Consider the following 18,481-nt stretch of genomic DNA (forward strand, 5'->3'; position numbering starts at 1 on the left):
GGCGGGGAAGTTTACATTACCCATTCCCTGTTAAATGCTCTTTGATTTTAGTGGCGATCCGTGACCCCAAATAGTCTGGAATGAGGTTGCCATTGGGGCCAAGGAGGTACAACAGCAGCCGCACCCGCCCTTGCCAGAGCATAAAGTTAACATTTACCACCAACAGTTCTTCTTGCCAAATAGCATGCATTACTTTATAGAGCAGAGCAGGATGGTTGGTGGACTCGATCAACAGCGCTGGCAGATGAAACACTTGATCCACGTAAAAACTAGTGTTGATTTGGCTGAGTCCTTCCCCGAGGTTAAACTCCACCGCCAGCATTTCTTCGACGGCAAACTCACCGCTAAGGGTTTGCTGCAACGCACGGCGTACACTTTCACTGCGCTTTTTGGACAAAGGGCGACCCTGATCTGACAGCACCAATTTTACGAATACCAGCATCGGTGGCCGTACATGGCCATAAAGAGAGACATTATGAATCGTTAACTTGTAGGCCGCCATCACCCCAAACAGATCACTGAGGAGGTAGGAGTGATTACGGTGGGCAAAGTGGAGAACCGAGCGATCGCCCTCTGGGACAATATAGATAACAGCCTGATTCGTTTTATGGATTTGAAACCCCAGCTTGAGGTTTTGCAGTTGCACATCTCGACCTACAAACTGCTCGTAAAAATCTGGAAACGACCGATTAAACCGCTTCAGAACATCGAGGTTACGGAGTTGAAAATCGGAAACCATAGGTAGAGAGTCGCTATACTATAGCCTAGGCCGGGTTACACTTGGTCACGTCCCAATACTTGGGTTATTCCCATCTCCAGCATACTGGCATGAGCTTCTGGAAATCGCTGTTTAATTCGCAACCATCAACGAGCGCGACAACAACCGCCGTTGGTCTTGGTTCTCAGGCTGCCCTAGAACGGGACAGCAGTACGGAAGGGCAAATTATCTTTAGCAAGGATAAAGAAATTGACGTTTACGAACTTGAGGAGCTGTGTGATGCCGTGGGCTGGTCGCGTCGTCCCATCCGCAAGGTCAAAAAAGCCATCCAGTTCAGCTTCTTGGTAATTTCCATGTGGGAGCAGCGGGGAGCGTATCGGCGCTTAATCGGGTTTTCCCGCGCCACCTCAGATCACGCGTTTAATGCCACTATCTGGGACGTAGTGGTGCACCCTGAGTTTCAGGGGCAGGGGCTAGGCAAAGAACTCATGCGCCAGATGATCAAAGAACTCCGCAGTGAAGACATTAGCAATATCACCCTGTTTGCCGATCCCCACGTCGTTGATTTCTATCGACAGTTAGGCTTTCGCCCTGATCCTGAGGGGATTAAGGGGATGTTTTGGTATCCGAATTCTCGCTAGGGTCACTAACAGGCTGCTGTGCTTTGTGCCCCTTGCCCACGGCTAAATGTTCTTCTAGTGCTTGGCGCACCAACTGGGCAGTGATGGGTGCCAGCAGGATGCCATTGCGGTAGTGACCGCTGGCTACCCACACCCGCGGCTGAAGTTGCTCAATAACGGGGGCAGGGCGATCGCAGGGTCGCGGACGCAGCCCTTGCCAGTGCCGCAGGAGGGGGGCAGTTTTCAATGCTGGCCAGAGGTGGCTTGCCTGTTCACGCAGGGTTGCTAGGGCTTGGGAATCCCCTGTGGAGCGATCGCCTTCGACGGTTGCCCCCACCCACACCCGGTGTGGATCAACAGGAACAAGGTGAAGATCCTCTGCAGTGAGCACTGGTAAGGTAGGAGGCGCTGCCCAGCCAAACTCAAGGGCTTGCCCCAGTACTGGCTGTAGCAGTACTGGATGATTGATCTGCTGAGCCAAGGGCGTTGTCCCGAGTCCTGCGGCCAAAATCAAGTACTCCGTTGTTAAGGTGCCTGTTTCAAGGCGTAACTGTAGCGGCTGCTCCCCGGCCTGTTTGACCTCAAGCACTTTACTGTGGTACCAAAATTCTACGCCTTGCTGTTGGGCAGCTTGGCGCAATGCTGCGGTGAGGCGGCGGGGATGCACTTGGCGATCGCCCTTTGCCCAGAGGGCACCGTGCACCACTTGGGGATTGATCATCGGAAACTCAGAGACCACTGCCGCTGGCTCCAGCCATTCTAAGGAGGGGTCGCTATGGATTGCTAGCCATGACTGAGTGGCGATCGCCGCCTCTGGGGTTGTCAAGACCTCTAGAATCCCCCGCCGTTGGTAAGGAATCTCTACGCCTGTGGCCGCCTCCAGTTCAGGGATGAGGGTGTCATAGCGTGCCAAACTTGCCTGTCGCAGTTGAAAATTGCGCCCCCGCCGCCGCCGACTCAGCTGCACAATTAAGACCCCAAGGGCAGCGCCAGTAGCCGCAAACTCAGTCTCTGAGCGAGCTTCAAGGACAACAATAGCAGCGCTCAGAGCGCGGCTGAGTTCGTAGGCGATCGCCGCACCAATCACCCCAGCCCCAACAATCGTAATTGTGGCCGTTGTTTTCACATTGTTGCCACGTTATTCAACAACTCCCAATTTTCGTTTTCGGCAATGGCACGGCTGATGCGGTCAAACCAGGCAAAACAATGGTTGTCTTTTTTGAGGGTTAACTCTTTATTTTTGAGCACCAAGTCAAACGTAGTCACGTCTGACTGGGCGGTTGCGTTATCAATCAGCACTTCCACCGTGACCAGTTGCGACATAGAGACATCGTCGAGGTCAGTTTCTCGGGCAACAACATAATCCTCACCGACGTGCATCACCGTCAGCTCACAGGCCTGTAATGTTTGCACTAACTGTTCCTTCAGCCGTGCTCGGGGCAGTGCAATAGTGACAACACGAGCATATCGAGCCATAATCGTACAGTGGTAAGCCGTTTATTCGCAAACAGTGGTTCCAGTGTAATCGGTGTATGCCCAACTTGACGAGCCAACCCTCAGCCATCACTAGAAATTGGGATTTGGCGATCGCTATGACTGCTGCTAACACCCCAAGGAGGACTGGAGATGCTAAGACAGGATGCCGCGATTATACCAAAACTTTACTCAATGTCATCCTGATTCATGCAATCTGTGTCTAAGGTGATCGCGGTGCCCGCTCGGGGATCGTTTATTGTGCTGGAAGGGGGTGAAGGGGCAGGCAAAACAACCCAACTCCAAGAGATTGCCCAATGGTTGCAGGCCAGTGGATGGCTGGCAAAACTCCGTAGTCGTGGCATTGACCCGCCGCTGGTGGTTACCCGCGAACCCGGAGGAACTGCCCTTGGGCAAGATCTGCGCCACCTGCTGTTGCACACCACAATGGAGATTGCCCCCCTTAGTGAATTACTGCTGTACGCCGCCGATCGCGCCCAGCATGTGGCCACCTGCATTCAACCCCAGTTAGCCCAAGGCGGAATTGTTTTGTGCGATCGYTTTACCGCCTCAACCGTGGCTTATCAAGGCTATGGTCGCGGTTTAGATTTAGCCTTAATTGATCAAGTCAACCGCATTGCCACTGCTGGAGTGGTGCCGGATCTGGTGTTGTGGCTTGATGTCCCCCCGCAAGTGGGTCTAGAGCGCAGTCGCCAGCGGGGGAGGAGCGATCGCTTTGAGCAAACAGCACTTGCGTTTCATGAGCGGGTGCAAGCAGGATTTGCTGCCCAAGCTGCCGCTGGAGGCGATCGCTGGCAACGAATTCAGGCAGATGCCCCTCCAGAGGTGATCCGTCAGGCCATTCAAACCTGTGTGGATCAGCATCTACGGCAGTGGTATGACTAGCACTCAAGTGCTTGAAAATGCTGATCGATAATTATTTCATAATTATTTGTTGCATTTGTAACCAAATCATCGCAGTTTGGCTACTTTTTTCTGTCTTTCTTTACCAAACTCAGCACCCGTGGCTGATGCTAACTTAGCCAAGCTTCAGAGCTGTGCTGGGCACATCTTCCCAAGAGGTGACCGTACGTAACCGAACCTGCCAACCCGCTGCCTTTTGCGCCGGTGTGAGATTTTTTTCAAATGACTGTACACACTCTTGGGCTTGAGCCTCATCACAGCAAGCGATACAGGCGTAGAGTAGACCCGATGGGTCAATTTGTTCACTTACCCATATCGTCATGCTTGGCTCCCTTACAGTCAGTGTGAATGATTAGAGGTATTGTACAGATGACCAAGTCGTGATTTTCCAGCCGGTTAGACGCACTGGTCAAGAGTTTATAGGAAACCTACGCCATAACTGTTACAGGAACACCAGACTTCTGTAGCTGTTTGGTGAATTGCGGCAGGATACGTTGGCATTGATTGATGAAGGCCGCTAGCCACCCTTCTAGATGTTCTAGCTGTTCTTGCGTTAAGTAGATGTCGCGGGTGGATTGATAAGACTGGCACAGAACGTGACCCTCATTGTTAATACTAAAGTCAGCAAACCAGCTACTGTAGGGACGAGTCCCCCGCCAATAGTTAGCAACAATCATTTTGCCCAAATATTTTTGCGCTACATCCCCTACTTTGTTAAATTGATCGAGTACCTCTGCCAACGTCAAGGCTTTGGTGGCAGCATGGCTATCGGCATCAGAGACCATCTCCTGCAACGGTAGCGTCATCTCTGTTACCTCATCATCATTTTTGGGCACTAAGCCCATGAGGGCAAAGAGTTTGTTTTCAAGGTTGGCCAGATAACTGTTGTAGGTTTGGCCATTTCGGCTCAGGGTTTGGTGCATGCGAACAATCAGATCAATTTCTGCTAACTTAGTGGTTGCCAGAGATTCTAGCCGCGCCAATTGATCGGCAAAGCCTTGACTGTCAGTATCGGTAGCACTGACGTTCAAGCCAAGCAATTCAGCACGCTCGGCAAGGAGGCGGCGAATATAGTAACGGGTCATTGGGGTGAGCGACATAGCGAACCTCGCGCAATCGTTAGAAACACAGCTTGTAAACTTTTGTAAACTAGCGTAACACGGCTCCTGCAGTTTACGCAAAACCGGTAAAGTACCGTCTGGCATTATTCATCAAGTATTTTGGTCAAAATCGGGGTTGCTACTAGAGGACGTTACGAACAACGGGGTTGTTCCAAAGGTACAAGAGAAAAGGATGTAGGCCTTAGGATTTACTGTAGGTGACATGCTGGCCTATTGGTTGCGTGCTTTTACGGAAATTCACCTCAATTCCCTCACCTTTTACGGAAATTCATCTCAATCCCCCCAACCCGTTACGTTTTGTAATCCCTTCCATAATCCAGTACACTGACTGGCATTGAACCTTTTTTGTACCAAGGTCATGACTCAAACCGCTTGGTTAGAACTGGTCAAGTCGGTGAGTGAGCACGGTTTCCAGTTGCCTGCCACCGGCCTCACCATTGGCCGTGCCCCAGATAACACCATTGTCCTTAACGATGTGGCGGTTTCGCGCTACCATGCTCGCTTTGAATGGCATGATGACCAGGTACACATTGTTGACCTTGAAAGTAAAGCGGGCACGCAGCTCAATGGCCAACCCTTGGTACCTCATACACCAATTCCCCTTGAGGACGCAGATTTAATTACCCTTGGCAACTCGGCGCTGCGGTTTCGCCTCGTGTGGCAGTATCAAGAGTATCAMCCCCGAGCCACAGAAATCAGCAAAGACGTAGCGATCCCTGTAATTGAGGTACAAACCAAAACGTGGCGGCAACGCTGGGGGTTATCGGAGGTCACGAGTTTGCTGGGCACCCATCCAGCCTGTGATGTGGTGGTGGATGTGCCAGAGGTACTGCCCTGCCATCTGCGGCTAAAGAGGGTGGACAATCACTTGCAGGTGGTCGATCTGAGTGATCCGAACCCTGCAATGAATGTGTGGTTGGGCAATGGCGACAGCTACGCCTTAACAGAGTATGTCAGTCTTAGCTTTTTGGGGCAGGAGTTACCGGATCGCATTGATACGCAGCGGCATGCGGTGGTGTTTAGTCCGGCAACTGAGCTGCGCTTGACGGGCACAGCGACGGTACTCGCTATTCCAGAGGCTGATGCAACCGCAACGGTGCCTGTCAAGACGATTTCGCTGCTAGGTTATACCACCTTTACGATTGGTCGAGATCCCAGTAATGATCTGGTGATTGAGCATCCGACGGTATCCCGCCACCACGCTAAGATTGAGCGCCGCCATAGTGACTTTATCCTTACAGACTTAGGTTCTAGTAACGGCACGTTTGTCAATGGTCGGGAGGTGGAGGAGCCAGTTTTACTGCGGGTCGGCGACAGTATCCGCATTGGTAGCGATCGCCTAGTCTTAAATGTTGATGAAACCCTGACCCAGTATGCTGAGTCGGGTCACATGCGCCTAGATGCAGTGAACCTGAGTAAGGTGGTGGGCAAGGGCACTAAAATTCTCCACGATATTTCGCTGTCGATTCTGCCTAAGGAGTTTGTGGCTATCTTAGGCCCAAGCGGCAGTGGTAAATCCACTCTCTTGGATGCGCTCAACGGTCTGCGCCCTGCCACCAGTGGCACGGTGATGGTGAACGGTACAAATTTTTACCGCAACTATCAAGCCTTCCAAGCCCAACTGGGGTATGTACCACAGCGGAATATTATCCACGAAGAGCTAACGATTGCCCAAGCCCTAGACTATGCAGCGCGGTTGCGGATGCCCCCAGACACGACCGCAGCCGAACGGGCACAACGGGTTACGGCGGTCTTAGCAGAGCTAGGCTTAAGCCATCGTCGGAATGTTCCCATTAACCGCTTAAGTGGAGGGCAGCAGCGCCGGGTGTGTATTGGGGCGGAACTGCTGACCCAACCCAGTCTCTTTTTCCTAGATGAAGCCACCTCTGGCTTGGATCCGGGTACGGAAGCAGACATGATGTTTTTGTTGCGGCAGTTGGCGGATCAAGGCCGTACGATTTTAATTATTACCCATGCTACCCAAAATATTCGTGAGTGCGATCTGGTGGTGTATATGGCGGAGGGGGGACGGCTTGCCTATTTTGGGCCACCGGATCAGTTACTGCCCTATTTTCGGGCGACCTTTGGCGATCGCTTCAGTGGCATTAAGCTGGAAGATTTTTCTGGGATTTATCGCGCTCTTGACAAGGAGAAAAACCCCAATGCCCCCAGTTCCGAGGAACTGGAGCAAGCTTACCGGCGATCGCGCCTCTACCAAGAATACGTGGTCGGGCGGCAGCAGGTGCTCGCTCACACCACTGATGACTCCCAACGTCGCCCCCGTAGCAGCCAACGCCGATCTAAGGAGCCCAAGTCAAAAATTTCGGCATGGCAGCAGTTTTGGATTTTGACGCAGCGCAACCTGACGATTTTGGGGCAGGATCGCAGTAACCTGCTGCTGACGCTGTTGATTGCACCCCTGTTGGGTAGCCTTAGTTTTGTCTCGTGGCAGCGCAATCTTTTCAATCCGGACACTGGGAACGCTGGCCAAGCCCTGACGATGATCTTTGTCACTAGTTTGATTGCGGTGATGATTGGGGCAATGACGACCATGCGGGAGCTGGTCAAGGAAGTGGAGGTGTACCGCCGCGAGCGCATGATTGGACTGCGAGTTTTGCCCTATATTGCCTCGAAGGTGGCGATCGCCCTCGGCCTTGCCCTTTACCAAGCTGCCACTTATCTATTGGTGACAAAGCTGGCCGTGATTTTACCGGGCGACTGGTCAACGACCGTTGCCATGTACATTACCCTTGCCCTAGCAATTTTTGGGGGGATGGCTATGGGGCTATTAGTCTCTGCGCTTGCGCCTAGCCAAAATATTGTGCCTCTACTCGTGTTGATGTTTTTGGTGCCGCAAATTATTTTTAGTGGTGGCATCCAGCCGGTAGCGTCCTTTGGCTTACCTGGCCAGATAATTAACCATCTCACAGTGATTAAGTGGCCGTTTGAGGCAATGGTCAAGTTAACCGGTATGGGAGATGACATAGCCAACGATCCCTGCTGGTTGGAACCGGAAGACGAGCGGGAAAAAATGACAGAAGCCATGCAGCGGGATTTTTGCCTTTGCTATGGCCCCGGTCTCTTTAAAACCTGTAACTTTCCGGGTATTCGCGCCAAGTACGTGCCTGAGGTGGATGAACCCGCCCCACCGCGTCCCGAATCTCCCGGAGATCCGCCCAGTGATCCACTAGAACTACAGGACTATATGAGGCGGCTGCAAGCCTATCAGGAGGCGATGGATGAGTGGGAGCTGAAGTACTCGGCATGGAATCGCCAACGTAGTCGTGCCATTAATGAGGCTCAAGGTATCATTAGCCGCTTCCAGCGCGATCAAGGCTATATGTTTAGCGTTGATGTTCGCCAGCACTGGCGTAATCAGGCAATTTTAATTTTGGCGATGCTTGTTGCTCTGCCCTTCTGCCAGAAACGCCGTGACTTTGGCCATTGAAGCGGGCAGACGGAATCGAACCGACAACATTAGCTTGGAAGGCTAAGGTTTTACCATTAAACTATGCCCGCACATTATGCACAGACTATTAACCTACCATAGCGATGGGGCGATCGCCAATCTTGGCCCCCTTGAGCTGCCCGTTCGCCATTTGTGCCAGTGCGGAACTGTGCTGGACAGAGACCCCAACGCAGCTATCAGCATTGTGGAGCTAGGTTGACGGACTGTGGGGCACACAGAACCTTACGCCGGTGGAGAGGAGGCCGCTACTCATCTTCTGGAAACAGCGGTTGAGCACGTCACCTCGTTGACGCAGGAACCTTCATCGGCGACGATGGAATCCCCTTCCTGAGCGCAGCGAAGGCAGAGGGGGATGTCAATCAACCTGTGCTGCCTGAGTGACTGCATCCAGTAGTGCCTTGTGCAGTTCCTCAGTGAGCTGTTGTGCCCGCTGTTTAAGGGGTTGGCGATCGCAACCGTTGCGCTCTACCCATAGCGGCGGTGCAATATAAACGCTGACCCGACAGCGAAATTGAGGGCAGGGAGTATAAACAATACCAACCGGGAAAATGGGAATAGGGCGATCGCCTTGTGCTTGCAGTACCAGTCGAGCCAGCCCAGGTTTGAGTGGACGTACTGGTAATTCCCGCTCGATCCCGCCCTCTGGAAACAGAACTAAGGGCTGTCCGGTTTTGAGAATCTCGAGGGCATGGCGCAGGCTACTGGCTTGGGGGCGATTGAGGTTAATGGAAAACGCCCCTAAACGACGAATAAACCATCCCTGCACCCCCCTAAACTCAATGGCATTGGTCATAAACCGCAGCGGACGGAACCACACCAACGCCAGAATCACCGGATCCCAACGGCTATAGTGCTTGGGTGCCAACACAAAGCCGCCATCCTTGGGCAATTGTTCGCGGCCAACAATCGTAATCTTGGCAAAATAGAACCACAATAGGAGGCGGTGAAATGGCCAGAGTCCCCAGTATAGCCACGGCACAATTCTAGAGGTTGTTTGCGACGTGTTTTGTTCTGCCATGCATTCGTCTCCGTAGCCACCCCCACTACAATAGTAGGCCTGTAGCCTATTAACGCTTCGGTACTGTCCAGTGTCTCAACCTAGCCATCGTTTTGATGCCCGCGTTTGGGGGCAATTTATTACTATTGCCCAGCCCTATTTCTTCCCGCGCGATCGCCGCGGCAGCAGCGGCATCTTTATTCTGCTGCTCTTTTTAGTGATTGCGCTGATGTTTGGGTGTCTCTTTGCCCTAACGGCGGCTGTGACCTTTGGTCTCAATGCCCTTGCCCCGGAACTAATGGGGCAAATTGCTGGCGGCTTAATGGATCTCATCCGCTCACTTTGGTCTGATCCCTTCAGCCGTAGCCTCATCCTTGCCACGGTTATCGTGCCCCTTGGGGTGTTTGTGCTCTTACGCCGCGACCTCCTCCCCCGCTGGCAAGCGTGGACCCTATTAGGGCTATTGCTAATGCTGTCGCTGTCCGTGAGTGGCCTCAACGTCATTATCAGCTTTGTGGGGCGATTCTTCCAGACGGCACTGGCGGAAAAAAATGCGGATACCTACTGGCGGTTTCTTGGCGTGTATGCTGGGGTGTTTGTCGTGGGCACCCCCATTGTCGTGATTTACCGCTATGTGCGCGAGTACTTGGGGCTATGCTGGCGGGWTTGGCTGACACGCCACTTCTTGGATCGCTATTTTCAAAACCGCTCCTACTATGCCATTGAAAATGCCAGTGACATTGATAACCCTGACCAACGGATCACCGAAGATATTCGCTCCTTTACCCAAACCTCTTTGCAGTTTTTGTTGATTATCCTCAGCGATATTATTGACTTAGTTGCCTTTAGTGGCATTCTCTGGAGTATCTCCCAGACCCTGACCCTAACCCTGATTGGTTATGCGGTGGTCGGTACGGTTGTGACGATTCTCATCGGCCAACGCTTAATTCGCCTCAATTTTAACCAACTGCGCCGTGAAGCTGATTTCCGCTATGGCTTGGTACATGTGCGCGATAACGCTGAGTCCATCGCCTTTTACCGCGGCGAAGCCCAAGAATCGCTACAGGTGCGTCAACGGTTCATTGAAGTGCTCCGTAACTTTAATCTGCTCATTGGCTGGCAGCGAAACCTTGACTTCTTTACAACTGCCTACAATTACTTTGTGATTATTGTTCCCGCTGCGGTTGTGGCACCGCGCTATTTTGCTGGCGAAATCGACTTTGGTGCCATTAGTCAGGCTAGTTTTGCGTTTTCCCAAGTTTTAGGCTCCCTTTCGATTATTGTGAACCAATTTGCAAACTTGAGTGGCTTTATCGCGGGTATCGAGCGCTTAGCGGAGTTTAATGATGCCCTAGTCACACCAGTGTCGCTTGGTGAATCGCAAATTGAGCTGGTGGAGCAGCCGCGCTTTGCCCTAGAGAAGGTCACCATCGCAACCCCCAATTTGGCACGGCAGTTGGTACAAGACGTAACGTTTGCCTTAGATAGCGGCGAAAGTGTCGTGATTATGGGGCCCAGTGGGGTCGGTAAAAGTTCAATGCTGCGGGCGATCGCTGGTCTATGGCAAAGTGGTAGTGGCCGCATTATCCGACCCCCCATCAGTGACGTTCTCTTTTTGCCCCAGCGACCCTATATGGTTTTGGGAACCCTACGAACCCAGTTACTCTATCCGGGGGGCGATCGCGATACTAGCGATGATGGGTTACTCTATGCACTTGCGCAGGTGAATTTAGAACACTTACCGGATCGTGTGGGCGGGTTTGATGTGGAGCTAGCTTGGGATGACGTGCTGTCTCTTGGAGAGCAACAGCGGTTGGCGATCGCCCGTTTGCTACTCAACAAGCGTCCCTATGCCATTTTGGACGAGGCCACTAGCGCCCTTGACCTTGACAATGAGCAGCGCGTTTATGCGCATATTCAACGGATCGCCCATAATTACATTAGTGTTGGCCACCGCGAAAGCTTAATTCAATACCACACTTATATTCTCGAACTTAAGAGTAATCAGGCGTGGGAGTTTCGCCCAGCTCATTAAGGCTGTAAAATCCTAAAAATTTCCCGTTGCAGCGCGAGCCATTTGACCTAAGATGGTGGAAACTTCAACGATCCCCTTGATCTCCTGCGGTTATCCCCCAGCGTATTGGTAGGCAAACTTTCTATGGCAATTGGTTATTTAGCACTGGTTTTGCACGCTCACCTCCCCTTTGTTCGTCACCCAGAGAGCGACTACGTTCTAGAAGAAGAATGGCTCTTTGAAGCCATTACCGAAACCTACGTTCCCCTCCTGTGGATGTTTGAAGGTCTCAAGCGGGATGGCGTAGATTTCAAAATCACCATGAGCATGACCCCGCCCCTCATTTCAATGCTGCGGGATCCGCTCCTGCAAGAGCGCTACGATCAACACCTTGCCCAGCTAGAAGAGTTAGCCGAGCTAGAAGTTGAACGGAATACCTTTAATGGTCACCTTCGCTATCTAGCGGAGCACTACGCCCAAGAGTTTAACCGCGTGCGTCAAACGTGGGAACGCTACGATCGCGATCTGGTTACGGCGTTCAAGCAATTTCAAGACTCCAATAACCTTGAAATTATTACCTGTGGTGCCACCCACGGCTACTTGCCGCTGATGAAAATGTACCCCCAAGCGGTGTGGGCGCAGTTACAAGTGGCCTGCGAACACTACGAGCAAACGTTTGGCCGTCCGCCCAAGGGCATTTGGTTGCCGGAGTGTGCTTACTACGAAGGCTTAGAGCGGATGCTAGCAGATGCGGGGCTGCGCTATTTTATTACCGATGGGCATGGGATTCTCTACGGTCGCCCCCGCCCTCGGTTTGGCACCTACGCGCCTATTTTTACCGAAACAGGGGTAGCTGCCTTTGGCCGCGATCACGAGTCATCGCAGCAGGTGTGGTCTTCGGAGGTGGGTTACCCAGGGGCAGCAGAGTATCGTGAATTCTACAAAGATTTGGGCTGGGAGGCGGAGTACGAGTACATTAAGCCCTACATTATGCCCAATGGCCAGCGCAAAAATACCGGCATTAAGTACCACAAAATCACTGGCCGTGGCTTGGGGTTAGGGGACAAACAACTCTACGATCCCTACTGGGCGCGGGAAAAAGCTGCAGAGCACGCGGCTAATTTTATGTTTAACCGCGAAAACCAAATTCGTTATCTACATCACCTGATGCAACGGCCACCCATCGTTGTCTCTCCCTATGATGCCGAGCTTTACGGACACTGGTGGTACGAAGGCCCGTGGTTTTTAGACTTTCTGTTCCGCAAAGTGTGGTTTGACCAAGATACCTTTGCCATGACCCATCTAGCAGACTACCTACGCGCCCACCCCACCCAGCAGGTGTGTCGCCCCTCCCAATCGAGTTGGGGGTATAAAGGCTTCCATGAGTACTGGTTAAATGACACCAATGCGTGGATTTATCCCCACCTGCACAAAGCAGCAGAGCGAATGATTGAACTGGCGAAAGGGGAGCCGTGGGATGAACTCAGTTGGCGTGCCCTCAACCAAGCGGCTCGTGAGTTGCTGCTAGCGCAATCCTCGGACTGGGCGTTTATCATGCGCACTGGGACAATGGTGCCCTATGCGGTTCGCCGCACCCGCAGTCACCTCACCCGCTTCCATAAGCTCTACGACGATATCAAGGCTCAAAAAATTGATGCGGGCTGGCTCGAAAAAGTCGAGGCGATTGATAATATCTTTCCCCAAATCAATTACCGGGTTTATCGCCCTCTTTAATAGCGGCATACGGTTTTAATATTCACAAACTCGAGAATCCCCGCCCGTCCCAGTTCTCGGCCATAGCCCGATCGCTTGGTGCCGCCAAAGGGTAAGCGGGGGTCAGACTTGACCATGCCGTTGATAAAGACGGCTCCTGCCTCTAGATCTCGAATCAGGCGATCGCCTTCGCTGGCGTCTGCTGTCCAAGCACTGGCTCCCAAACCAAAGGGGGTGGCATTGGCCAGTTCGATGGCCGCGTCTAGAGAGCTAACTCGAAATAGGAGCGCAACCGGCCCAAAAAACTCCTGCACAAATACCGGATTGTCGCGGCTAATCTCCGCCAAGAGGGTTGGAGGATAAAAATACCCCTGCTGACAGTGGGGGGGCAACTCTCCCTGATAAATCAGCTTGGCACCATGAGCTAGCGCCAGTTCCACTTGGGTGCGCAGTTCCTCGCGGATCGTGGCCGTGGCCAAGGGCCCCAGTTGCGTGGCAGGGTCAACCGGATCCCCTATCCGCCATGCGTCAAATGCTGCTTGTAGGCCCGCCACAAAAGCATCATAAACGGCGGTATGGACAATGAACCGTTTGGCGGCAATACAGGACTGGCCATTATTGATCATCCGTGCCTTAACAGCGGTGGCGATCGCCCGGGGTAGATCCGCGCTGGGGAGCACAATAAACGGATCGCTGCCCCCTAACTCCAAGACGGTTTTCTTAATGTGCTGGGATGCGGCCACGGCCAAACTGATGCCGGCAGGTTCACTACCCGTGAGGGTGGCCGCCCGAATGCGCCGATCCGCCAGCAAAGCGGCAACACGACCCGCAGGAATGAGGAGGGTTTGAAAGGCTCCCACTGGAATCCCTGCGGCGGCAAACAGGTCGGCGATCGCCAGGGCACACTGGGGTACATTGGAGGCGTGTTTGAGCAGTGCCACATTGCCTGCCATTAGCGCTGGTGCCGCAAAGCGAAACACCTGCCAAAAGGGGAAATTCCAAGGCATCACCGCCAAAATAATGCCAAGAGGCTGATAGTGTATAGCGCTGTAGGTAGCGTCTGTAGCCACTATCTCCGGTGCTAAAAATGCCTCTGCCTGCTCTGCGTAATACCGACAGACCCACGCACACTTTTCCACCTCTGCGATGGCTTCCGTAATGGGTTTGCCCATTTCAAGGGTCATTAACTGTGCCAAGGATTGGCATTGCTGCTCTAAAAGAGCGGCTGCCGCTAACAGCCAGTGCGATCGCTGTTGAAAGGTTGTCTGACGATAGCTTTCAAAGGCAGTGGCTGCTCGCTCCAAACAGGCCTGTAGTTCTGCTTCACTCAGGGGACAAAAGGTTTTAACCACTTCCCCCGTGGTGGGATTAACAGACGCGATTGCCATGATTAAAATTCCCTATCTTCGGCAGCGGCCAAAGGCCTAGCTTCTGCCGCAGCGGTTCAGTATGCTAATTCTAGCGAAATTCAGGGCAGGCATCTATGGCGACCATTGTGGATATTGCGGTCAATACACCAGGGTTCTCTACCCTTGTTACTGCGGTCAAAGTGGCTAATTTAGTCGATGCCCTGCAATCTGCCGGCCCATTTACCGTGTTTGCCCCCAACGATGATGCCTTTGCTAAGCTACCGGATGGCACCATCACCTCCTTAGTGCAAAACCCACCCCAGCTTGCCCGCATCCTGAAGTACCACGTCCTTGCGGGTGCCTACACTGCTGCGGAGCTAAAAAAGATGGGGGTGGTCACCTCCCTTGAAGGCTCAACCATTCCCATTCATGGCGAGACCCCCCTTGAAGTGAAAAATGCAACGGTTCTTGCTGCTGACATTCAGGCTGACAACGGTATCATCCATGTCATTGACACGGTTATTTTAATGGGCTTAGACCCAGCGCACTCATTCCAAGACACAGATGTTCCCTACCGTTGAGTGCCTTCCCCAACCCCCTAGAAGCCATAGTAGTCAATCGCTTCCAAAATGCCTTGGGCATAGTGCCCCTCGGCAAAGTAGATCTGAGGAACGTCCCGCAGTTTGTCGAGTTCTGGGCTATGATTCCCAACCACCACCGCTAGGGTATTGCCGGTTAGCATTTGCTCATCGTTCCCCGAGTCGCCGGCCACGAGCAATTTTTGCAGCGGGTATCCCCACTTCAGGGCAAGGTAGCGGAGGGCATCCCCTTTGGAGGCTCGCAGGGGCAAAATATCTAAAAACTGATTGTGGGAAAAAATGGAGCGACAGTGGAGTTTTTGCTGCCGTAGGAGCCGCAACACAGGGGTAATGGAGGGCAAAACCTCTATATCCACCGTATAGCTAATTTTGTGGGAGCGTTGATTGTCCTTGGGTTGTAAAGTTAACCCAGGCACATTGGCCAGTATGTCCCGCACCCGCTGTGGTTCCCAGCGATAGCTAATGTGCTGACTCCAGCTTGTATCGGGTACTAGGTGTGGGCCGTAGTGAATTTCACTGCCAACGGAGGTAATGAGCACGTCGGGCAGGGGAACTCCCCATTCGTTTAAGACATCAAGGGTGATTTCTAAGTGGCGACCTGTAGCAACCCCAAACCCCAGTTCAAGGCGGTGCTGTAGGACTTCAAGCAAGCGCTCAAGGGCGCTGCGATCGCCAATGAGGGTATTGTCAATATCACTCACAAGTAACCGTTCAAGCGTGAGCAGGCGGTTACGGTTGGTGGGGGTTGCATTGCGGCGGTAGGGCGCAGGTTGGCGTTGTACACTCAAGGCCGGCAGGACGGATTTCTCTGCAAGTTGGCTAATTGCTTTCAGGTACGCCTCCACATGACTGTGCCACGAGTAGTGCTGCTGTACCCCCTTGAGGCCATTGTTTGACCATTCCTGCCACTGAGTATCGCTAGCGAAGGCTTGGTGCAAGGCGGTACGGATTGCCTCCGGATCTAAGGCATCAAAGAGCAAGCCATTCTGACAGTTGCGGATAATTTCCTTAGGACCACCATCGGCGGTGGCCAAAATGGGTAGCCCACAGGCTGAGGCTTCAATGAGGGKGAGGCCAAAGGGTTCCGTCAGCGCCGGATTGATAAACACCCCCCGCTGTTGTGCGGCTAAACGGTAGAGATCCGGTACCTCATCACTGGTATGGGTTTTAGGGTAGGCGACCTTACCGTAGAGATCGTAGCGATCCACTAAGGAAAAGAGTTCCGTGAAGACCTGCCGAGGGCTGGCCTCCATCTTGCTGATGTCAGTGCGGTTGCCCAATACCAGCACGAGGTTGGCACGCTCTTGTAGCATCGGGTCTGTACCATACACCTTCACCAAAGCGGCAACATTTTTGCGGGGAACTGGCCGAGATAGGCAGAAAATAAAGGGTTTTTCCGGCTCTACTAAAAAGCGGCGTAATTCTTTTAGTATCGGCAGATCGGAACTCACTGCCGCCGGATAAAAGCGTTCGGTATCCAAGCCCGGCGGAATCACCATCATGCGCTCAGGATTGTAATGGTCGTAAAGGCTGTACTGCTCTTCGACCTCTTGGTGGGTACTGGCAATAATCAGGGAGGCACTGGCAAGGGTTTGCTCTTCCGCTTCGATGCGGGTGGTGAAGTGAAACTGCTCTTCGATAACGTCGGGTTTACTGCCTTGATCCAGCAGCCGTTGCCGCTTCACTCGCCCCAAGGAGTGCCCTGTGTGAACCAACGGCACGCCTAGCCAGCCCGCCACCCGGCAGCCAACATAACCAGCATCTGCATAATGACTATGGATAACGTCGGGCATCCGGCCACTTTGGCGTAGATGGCGTAGTAGCTCGTCTGCAAAGACATCGAGGTACGGCCAGAGCACTTCTTTGCGTAGGTAACGCCGTGGTCCACAGGGTAGGCGCACAATACGGGCGCGATCCGCAATGGGTTCAATGGGCTGGGCGTAGTCGGCACTGACTTTGGGGTCGTTGATCAAGCGGGTGACTAAATCTACTTGCGCCACGCGGGGATGGGCTGCTAACTGTCTGGCCAGTTCGACAACATAGSGGGTTTGACCGCCAGTATCAGCATCACGCCCTAGTTCAAGGCGATCGCCGCGGATTAACCCATGAATGCTGATGAGGACAATGTATAATCCCTGTTGCATAGCTCCTCCCCTTGTGTGGTTAGTTGCTCACCCAGTTGGGGATAACCGTTCCCCCCTCACCTTACCAAATATCATGGCAATTGTCCAAAATAGTGTGTCGCCACCCCCGGCGATCGCCCTCAAAGACGTTTCGTTTGGTTGGTCACCGGAGACATTACTGCTGAATCGCGTGTCGCTGACGATTCCCCAAGGGCAACTGTGGATGCTGCTAGGTCGCAATGGCAGCGGCAAGTCCACATTAATTCGTTTGTTGGCCGGGCTGTTGCCCCCCGAATCCGGCGAGTGCTACATTGCGCAGCCCTTTGGCTTTGTGTTTCAAAATCCGGATCATCAATTGGTAATGCCCAGCGTTGGTGCCGATATTGCCTTTAGCTTGAATGGTGAATCGTTGACCTACTGGGAGGTGCGACAGCGGGTCAGTGCGGCCTTGCAAGCGGTGAACCTGCAAGGGCTAGAGCGCCGCCCTATCTATGCCCTCAGTGGCGGTCAAAARCAAMGGGTGGCCATTGCTGGGGCGATCGCTCGCCAGTGCCGTGTCCTTTTGTTGGATGAACCCACTGCCTTACTTGATCCTGAGAGCCAGCAGGAACTCTTGGACTATGTCCGCCAACTGGTGAACTGCCAAGGCATCACTGCCCTGTGGGTCACCCACCGATTAGATGAGTTAGCCCAAGCGGATGGAGCCATTGTGCTGGATAATGGCAAAATTATTGGCCAAGGCGCTCCTGCAGCGATGATGCCCCTCATTTATCGGCAACAATCCTTGGCAACAAATGAGGATTTAGGCATCTTGGGCAGCAATTAAAAGAGCGCAGGCACTAAAACCCACTAATAAGGGCATCAGGGACTGAAACCAGCAACTCATCCCTGTGGCGACAAGGGCGATCGCCAAGGACAGCGTCTGCAAACATCGCTGCTGTGGCGATGTAACTGTGGGCAATTCAATAAGGTGTAGCGCCTGAGAGGGCAGCGGCAAGGGCATCACCCCACCCGGCGGAAAGGCCCAGTACTGGTACTGCTCGACAAACAAATCGGTCCAGCCGTTCTCTTGGCACCATGCCAAGGCTGATTTGTAAGAGTATTTCAGCAACGACGAGGGGCTATCCATAGGCAGTACTGGACTCAAAATGAGTAAAAAATGAGTAACAAGATTGAAGTCTTCTATTGCGACCATAACAGACAGAGCAAATTCTCTTGAACGGCTTGTTGTAACTCTTAATCCTTTGGTTGCAGAGAATAAACAAAAGACAACATCCCTTATGCGTCACGCTAGGCGACTCTGATGTTCCGCTGACGCTATTAAAGGTTTGCAAGGGGATAGTGTGCCTCAGTTCTGCTGC

Annotated in this window: 17 protein-coding genes and 1 tRNA gene; 8 read left to right on the top strand and 10 right to left on the bottom strand. The window is 52.9% G+C overall.

What is annotated here, in order from left to right:
* Positions 1–16: 16 nt before the first annotated feature.
* Complete coding sequence (locus tag L5470_RS00860; RefSeq protein WP_099798473.1) at positions 17–739, bottom strand: ACT domain-containing protein; 723 nt, start codon at positions 737–739, stop codon at positions 17–19.
* Between the two features lie 89 nt (positions 740–828).
* On the opposite strand from L5470_RS00860, the gene L5470_RS00865 reads away from it, so the two are divergent.
* Positions 829–1,359 carry a GNAT family N-acetyltransferase gene (locus L5470_RS00865; protein ID WP_099798472.1) on the top strand — a complete coding sequence of 177 codons (531 nt, stop codon included), beginning with the start codon at positions 829–831 and terminating at the stop codon, positions 1,357–1,359.
* Here L5470_RS00865 and L5470_RS00870 read toward each other — a convergent pair.
* Both L5470_RS00870 and L5470_RS00875 read right to left on the bottom strand, forming a co-directional pair.
* Entirely contained in the window at positions 1,325–2,464 is a 1,140-nt protein-coding gene (locus tag L5470_RS00870) for an NAD(P)/FAD-dependent oxidoreductase (protein WP_099798471.1), read from the bottom strand. The two genes, L5470_RS00865 and L5470_RS00870, sit on opposite strands and share 35 nt — an antisense overlap.
* Entirely contained in the window at positions 2,461–2,814 is a 354-nt protein-coding gene (locus tag L5470_RS00875) for a hypothetical protein (RefSeq protein WP_499497573.1), read from the bottom strand. The genes L5470_RS00870 and L5470_RS00875 overlap by 4 nt, the downstream gene beginning before the upstream one ends.
* A gap of 216 nt (positions 2,815–3,030) precedes the next feature.
* Between L5470_RS00875 and tmk the strand changes: the two genes are divergently transcribed.
* Positions 3,031–3,717: a dTMP kinase gene (gene tmk / locus L5470_RS00880; RefSeq protein ID WP_227517575.1), complete on the top strand. Its 687-nt coding sequence runs from the start codon at positions 3,031–3,033 to the stop codon at positions 3,715–3,717.
* Between the two features lie 133 nt (positions 3,718–3,850).
* On the opposite strand, the gene L5470_RS00885 is transcribed toward tmk, so the two are convergent.
* Both L5470_RS00885 and L5470_RS00890 read right to left on the bottom strand, forming a co-directional pair.
* A complete protein-coding gene (locus L5470_RS00885; protein ID WP_099798468.1) occupies positions 3,851–4,057 on the bottom strand; it encodes a glycogen debranching protein in 207 nt (68 codons plus the stop codon).
* A 106-nt stretch (positions 4,058–4,163) separates the two neighbouring features.
* On the bottom strand, positions 4,164–4,835 hold the full coding sequence (locus tag L5470_RS00890; protein WP_499497575.1) for a hypothetical protein: 672 nt from the start codon (positions 4,833–4,835) through the stop codon (positions 4,164–4,166).
* Positions 4,836–5,214: 379 nt separating this feature from the next.
* Here L5470_RS00890 and L5470_RS00895 point away from each other — a divergent pair, with 379 nt between their 5' ends.
* The gene (locus tag L5470_RS00895) at positions 5,215–8,304 is read left to right on the top strand and encodes an FHA domain-containing protein (protein WP_499497577.1); all 3,090 of its coding nucleotides are present in this window, start codon (positions 5,215–5,217) and stop codon (positions 8,302–8,304) included.
* Here L5470_RS00895 and L5470_RS00900 read toward each other — a convergent pair.
* Positions 8,305–8,375: transfer RNA gene (locus L5470_RS00900), tRNA-Gly, on the bottom strand.
* 5 nt (positions 8,376–8,380) lie between these two features.
* Here L5470_RS00900 and L5470_RS00905 point away from each other — a divergent pair.
* Entirely contained in the window at positions 8,381–8,524 is a 144-nt protein-coding gene (locus L5470_RS00905) for a hypothetical protein (RefSeq protein ID WP_157768327.1), read from the top strand.
* A gap of 156 nt (positions 8,525–8,680) precedes the next feature.
* Here the strand turns inward: L5470_RS00905 and L5470_RS00910 are convergent, their stop codons facing one another.
* Complete coding sequence (locus L5470_RS00910; protein WP_099798466.1) at positions 8,681–9,343, bottom strand: lysophospholipid acyltransferase family protein; 663 nt, start codon at positions 9,341–9,343, stop codon at positions 8,681–8,683.
* Between the two features lie 70 nt (positions 9,344–9,413).
* Here L5470_RS00910 and L5470_RS00915 point away from each other — a divergent pair, with 70 nt between their 5' ends.
* Both L5470_RS00915 and L5470_RS00920 read left to right on the top strand, forming a co-directional pair.
* A complete protein-coding gene (locus L5470_RS00915; RefSeq protein ID WP_499497580.1) occupies positions 9,414–11,357 on the top strand; it encodes an ABC transporter ATP-binding protein/permease in 1,944 nt (647 codons plus the stop codon).
* A gap of 123 nt (positions 11,358–11,480) precedes the next feature.
* The gene (locus L5470_RS00920) at positions 11,481–13,070 is read left to right on the top strand and encodes a glycoside hydrolase family 57 protein (RefSeq protein WP_499497581.1); all 1,590 of its coding nucleotides are present in this window, start codon (positions 11,481–11,483) and stop codon (positions 13,068–13,070) included.
* On the opposite strand, the gene L5470_RS00925 is transcribed toward L5470_RS00920, so the two are convergent.
* Positions 13,067–14,437: an NAD-dependent succinate-semialdehyde dehydrogenase gene (locus tag L5470_RS00925; RefSeq protein ID WP_499497583.1), complete on the bottom strand. Its 1,371-nt coding sequence runs from the start codon at positions 14,435–14,437 to the stop codon at positions 13,067–13,069. The two genes, L5470_RS00920 and L5470_RS00925, sit on opposite strands and share 4 nt — an antisense overlap.
* Positions 14,438–14,532: 95 nt before the next feature.
* Between L5470_RS00925 and L5470_RS00930 the strand changes: the two genes are divergently transcribed.
* On the top strand, positions 14,533–14,979 hold the full coding sequence (locus L5470_RS00930) for a fasciclin domain-containing protein (protein WP_099798463.1): 447 nt from the start codon (positions 14,533–14,535) through the stop codon (positions 14,977–14,979).
* Positions 14,980–14,996: 17 nt separating this feature from the next.
* Here L5470_RS00930 and L5470_RS00935 read toward each other — a convergent pair whose 3' ends face one another.
* On the bottom strand, positions 14,997–17,141 hold the full coding sequence (locus tag L5470_RS00935) for an HAD-IIB family hydrolase (protein ID WP_499497585.1): 2,145 nt from the start codon (positions 17,139–17,141) through the stop codon (positions 14,997–14,999).
* A 73-nt stretch (positions 17,142–17,214) separates the two neighbouring features.
* On the opposite strand from L5470_RS00935, the gene L5470_RS00940 reads away from it, so the two are divergent.
* Entirely contained in the window at positions 17,215–17,946 is a 732-nt protein-coding gene (locus tag L5470_RS00940; RefSeq protein WP_499497587.1) for an energy-coupling factor ABC transporter ATP-binding protein, read from the top strand.
* On the opposite strand, the gene L5470_RS00945 is transcribed toward L5470_RS00940, so the two are convergent.
* Positions 17,923–18,249 carry a slr1957 family protein gene (locus L5470_RS00945; protein ID WP_099798460.1) on the bottom strand — a complete coding sequence of 109 codons (327 nt, stop codon included), beginning with the start codon at positions 18,247–18,249 and terminating at the stop codon, positions 17,923–17,925. The genes L5470_RS00940 and L5470_RS00945 overlap by 24 nt on opposite strands.
* Between the last annotated feature and the right edge of the window lie 232 nt (positions 18,250–18,481).

Origin of the sequence: Synechococcus sp. PCC 6717 (assembly GCF_022698185.1) — a bacterium.
GTDB lineage: Bacteria > Cyanobacteriota > Cyanobacteriia > Thermosynechococcales > Thermosynechococcaceae > Thermosynechococcus > Thermosynechococcus lividus.